5 protein-coding genes are annotated in these 4,793 nt (G+C 60.8%); 4 read left to right on the forward strand and 1 reads right to left on the reverse strand.

The genetic code is table 11. The features are described from left to right. The 4 genes from VHL31_RS04665 to VHL31_RS04680 form a co-directional block, all read left to right on the forward strand. Positions 1–1,471, forward strand: a 1,471-nt coding sequence (locus tag VHL31_RS04665) for a hypothetical protein (protein ID WP_329660041.1), incomplete at its 5' end; no start/stop codon positions are given. Positions 1,472–1,652: 181 nt separating this feature from the next. Next, positions 1,653–1,994 carry a hypothetical protein gene (locus VHL31_RS04670; protein ID WP_329660042.1) on the forward strand — a complete coding sequence of 114 codons (342 nt, stop codon included), beginning with the start codon at positions 1,653–1,655 and terminating at the stop codon, positions 1,992–1,994. Between the two features lie 88 nt (positions 1,995–2,082). Beyond that, positions 2,083–2,526, forward strand: a complete 444-nt coding sequence (locus VHL31_RS04675) for a hypothetical protein (RefSeq protein ID WP_329660043.1) — start codon at positions 2,083–2,085, stop codon at positions 2,524–2,526. Between the two features lie 279 nt (positions 2,527–2,805). Next, on the forward strand, positions 2,806–2,991 hold the full coding sequence (locus VHL31_RS04680) for a hypothetical protein (protein ID WP_329660044.1): 186 nt from the start codon (positions 2,806–2,808) through the stop codon (positions 2,989–2,991). 320 nt (positions 2,992–3,311) lie between these two features. On the opposite strand, the gene VHL31_RS04685 is transcribed toward VHL31_RS04680, so the two are convergent. Next, on the reverse strand, positions 3,312–4,793 hold a 1,482-nt coding region (locus VHL31_RS04685), incomplete at its 5' end, for a tyrosine-type recombinase/integrase (protein ID WP_329660045.1).

The following is a 4,793-nucleotide window of genomic DNA, read 5'->3' on the forward strand; positions in this document are numbered from 1 at the left end:
CCCATCGAAGAGGGCATTGCCTGCCGAACAGCGTCGTGGAAATGGCCGAGAGCTACCGCAAGCAGCATACCTGTCGCTTGCCTGGCGACAGGCATCCCCGGCGGCGGAAGCACTCTGCAACGATCTGCGCGACCAGGTCACCGCCTGTTGGGCTGTCTTGGCAAAGCCCGAAGACCCGAGCAGACGGCCTGAAAAGATCCGCAGGGCGATCGAGGGCTTCGCGGGAGCGCTAGTCGCTTCGCTGCGGTGCCTAGAGCCGCGTCCACCGTTGTACCGCAGCTGGATGGCGGCGAGCTTCAGTGCATCTGCCCCAACCGCTGTCAGTGGCATTGGATACCGGACGGCTCGCGCTGTCAGGGACGCCCTTATCGGCCTCCGTTTCCTGGAAGAGGTTACGCCTCACCGCTTCGACGTCTGGATCTGCGAACCCGGTCAAGAGCAAGCAACACGCCTTCTGAATGAAGCCGCGACGTATCTTCCTGCCAGACGTTTTGCGGCGCTGGTGGGCGTGCATGGCGGCATCGAGCATTGTCGGTTCCGGCCCACGATGCCGGCTTGGCCACTAGTGCTGCATTGGGCAAAGCGGCCCGGATCCCGCTCGACGAAGGCGCGACGCCCGATCGGCCTGCCAAGGAAAGTACGACAAAGCCCCATCGTGAGCGATCTGGTCCAAGAGCTACGCCAGATGAACAACTATCTGGACGGCTTCAGCCTTACCAAGCGGGATGGTACGCCGGCCTTCTTCGGGCTTCACCGTATCTTCGCGCTACCAGTTGGCTACGACCTTAAGCGTCTCGATCTTTATCAATGGGACGTTCATGGGCGGATCTATGCCAGGGGCGGTGGTCCCGGTTACGGGCCGTACCAGTGCATCGGTGGCGACGAACGCCTGCAACTGGTCGTCGATGGTGAGGTCACGGCGGAACTGGATATTCGTGCCTCCTGGCCGACGATCGCCTACGGCCTCACCCGCAGTGACCAGTCGAATTTTGCACCGAACAGGTGGGAAGCCGAGGATGCCGATCCATACGACGGGATAACCGATCTCGCGACCGACCAGATCATCCCTAGGGACGTCATCAAGGCAGCCTCGTCCATCTTCCTCACTAACAGTGGAGCGCACTTGCGCAGGTGGCCCTCCCAAACCGTCCAGACATTCGAAGATCGCTTCCTGAATCTTCGGGAGACCTATCCGGCCGCTCACGTCGGCAGGGCGCTGCTTGCGGCTCGTCCGCATCTGGCATGCTGGAAATCGATGAAGCGCGGCAACGGAATGGTGCTCATGAACCTGGAGGCGAGGATGCTCATGGCGGTGAGCAAACGAGCCATGGCAGCCGGTATTCCAGGCTGGCCCGTACATGACGCTCTGCTCGTGCCAGAGAGCCAATCCGAAACGGTCCGCCAAATGATCCTGGACGAGTTCTTTCAGGCATTCGGTGCGATCCCACACGTTCGCATCAAGCTAGCCTAAGAAATCTTGTAGTCCACACGGAAACATTAACTTCAGCACTCTCAGGTGAATGCTCTTGTCGATCTTCAGAGAAGGTCGGCGGGTCTGCTATCACTTGGTCTACAGCAAGTCCAAACTGAGCTAACAGGGAACCTGGATCATGAAGACTAAGCAGCACTCCTACATCCCCGAACAGGCCGCAATGCATGAGATCGAGCGACGCTTGTCCGATCCGAACCGTGCCAGACCTACTGTCAGATTGGCGAGCGCAATTGGCGTCGTGCCGGCCAAGAACCTGCTGTTCTCTCCAGCAGCGCTTGCGACGCTCGAATCTATCGATGACATGGGCGCGATCATCAACAGGGTGGAGATCTTCGCCGATCCGGGCTTTGCAGCTTGGGCCGCGATCAGCAGAGCCTTCAACGCAGTGCTCGTCGAAGCCGGCGCATGTACCGACAAGGTAAGAGCGGCGCAACTCGTGCTGGACTTCTGCAAAGGACAGCCAGCCGGCTCGATGATCGCCTTCCAGCCCCCGGCTCCGTGACAGGCCCTTCAGAGGAAGCCCAGGTGTGCATGAACTGACCGAGATGGGTCTTGTTGATGCAACATGCCCCAGTGGGAGGCACCATGAGATGGCAGTGACGATTACGGCCGCCTACACGCCGACCAAGCACGGCACGGTGGACGCGTGGACGGTCAACGGGAGGTTGCTCTACGTCTCGACTTCCTTCTCGGTAGCCCGGCGGCTTCTCGCAGATGGTTACGCGCCAGATGACCTTCTTCAAACGACTGACCGGCATGGACGGCCGAAAACGCATCCGAGACCATTGTCGGTGCTTGCAGCACGAACCCTACGAGACGACCCTGAGCGTGGGATGGTCTGGGGCTGGTACGATCCGAAGAAGATCGATGCAATGAAAGCCCGCTTGGCGGCCAAGGCTACCGAGAAGGTCTCTTCCGGCCATCGCGGTGGGTCGCAAGAAACGCCGATAGATGGCCAGGACGTATCCACAACACCGACGGCGTCATCGGCCGAAATCGAAGGCCTACCCTCACGAGAGGAGGCACTGGTCTAGCAATAGGCTGAGGAGCAAGACTGCCGACGCTGAAGAGCTGCCCCTGTGGCGGTCTGAAAGAACCACGAGTGGCCGACTGCCGGGCTGCTTGCGGAGTTTCAGACGACGCCACAGGGGCATTGAAGAACACTCCCCAAGACTATGACGAAGTTGTCAGACTTCTAAGGGGAACCGCCTTGAAGTCGCCTATGTTGCCCTGGATATACAGCCACTCGGGGCGGATTGATGAGCAGGGCAGCATCCACAGGCAAGAGCGTCTACAGGGTCAGGATGCGCTGCGTGACAGTCGATACGCTCGATGTCAGTGGGGCCAGCGAAAGTGAGGCCGTCCAAGCAGCTATTGAGACGTTCGAGCGGCGGGCTCCAGGATACGAGGCCGTTGAGACTGTGACGATTGAGACCCAGCTCATCAAAGATGGTCATGAGGACGAGAGAGTGCCATTCAGGGATCCTCTGGACTACTAGGCGCTGACTGTCGCGCTACGGCCGGAACCTGGCACCTGACAAATCGTTCATTACGATCCCTCCCAAGATCTGGAGCCGCTCAAGTGGCAAGTTCTGAACCTCGTGCGGCCGAGCCTGATCGCCACGACTCCAATGCTATCAAGACGCCGAACGACGCTCGGCAAGGTCAAAAGCTTGGGCGGATGCGCTATGTGCTCAGCATCGGTGTCACACTTGCGATCGTTGCTATGATCCTCGTGTTCGTAGTGGCTGTCTAAGCATCACGAGGTCAACGTGCGCAGGCGGTGCGCACTGATCTACTTAATCACCTACCTGCTGGGTCACAGAGGCTTCCTTGGGCGGCCCTTGGGCTTCGTCGGGTCTCGCCTCTCGACCTTTGGCCCTGTCGACCAAGGAGGAACCGGAGCGCTGGCCATCGACTGCGCCAGCGCATCGACCGTCGGCCCGTAGGTGATCTTCTCGACCGCCTGCGCGAGCTGCTGGACCAGGAGGCCGTCGCTGTAGACCCCGAAGGTCACGCTGCCGTTCTCGTGGCCCACGAGTTGCCCGATGGTCTGCCCGTTGATGCCAGCCCGCTGAAGCGCGGTAATCGCGTTGGCCCGGAACGAGTGGAACTTCTTACGCTCGTCGTCGAGGCCTAAGCGGTCTCGCGTCATGATCCCGAAGGCCTTCGACGGATAATGCGAACGCTTGTCGCTTCCGGCCCCTCCAGGCTTCAGCGTCGGTAGCAGCCATTCCACCGGCGTCATTCCACGAGCCGCGTCGACCAGCGACGCCACCAGCGGCCGAACGACTGGATGGAGCGGCACGTCGCGCACGCCTGCCTCCGTCTTCGACTTCCTGATGTGCACGTAAGGCACGCCAGTAGCGTCATCCTCATGCACGTCCTGGACGCGCAGCTGGCACAGCTCCTCGATCCTGGCACCAGTGTACATCGCGAGGAGTACGAGGGGTCGCAGAGCGTCGCCAAGGTATTTGCTGCCCAGGATCGTCGACAGCTCATCGTGCGACCAGCCAACCGTCTTCTTCTCGCCGCTCCCCTTGGCCTTCTTCTTGGCGACGCCCAACCCAGTCCAAGGGTTCAGGCTGCGCGGGTCGGTCTTCTCGTTGCCGATGTGCCGGTTGTCGATCAGCCAGCGCCACAAGCTCGACAGGCTGCTGATGTAGCGGTTCGCGGTCTTCGCGGTCAGCGACAGCTTGCCCAGGAGATGGTCGTCGCGGAAGTCGCGGGCCTTGTAGAAGGTGACGTCCGTGTTCAGCACGGCTTCGCTGCCCAGGAAGGCGAACAGCTCCGCTACGGCTTTGCGATGCTGCGCTTTGGTCTGCTCCGTGATGTGGGTCTCGGCTTCAAGCCAGGGCTCAATGTGGTCGCTGAGCGCCAAGCCCTTGCCATGGATAATGGCAGCGTAACGGTGGGCCAGCTCAGAGCCGAACCGGCGCTCGATGTCGTACGCATGTTCCAGCGCAAGATCCGTCGCGATGTCTCGCAGGCTGGTCGGCTCGTCCTCATCGTGGTCTGAGACATCGGAAGCGTTCAGGATGCTACGGCGCCGGTACCTGGCTTGCTCCAGCACGAATAGGGCAGGGTCGACAGGCTTCGCATCGATCTTCGCCTGGATCTCCATGAGAGCCCTGGGGAGCCGCCGCTTGGCCTCGACAAAGCTGTCGGTCTTCAGCGACTGCTCGATGTTCTTCTGACCGACCACTGCCACGCGGTCTTTGGGGACCTTCTTGACGGCGTACCAGGTGTTCACCTTACGCCGCATGTGCGGCACCTTCTGCGGCATCTCGACCTCCTGCGC

The organism is Geminicoccus sp. (assembly GCF_036263595.1).
Taxonomy (GTDB): Bacteria; Pseudomonadota; Alphaproteobacteria; order Geminicoccales; family Geminicoccaceae; genus Geminicoccus.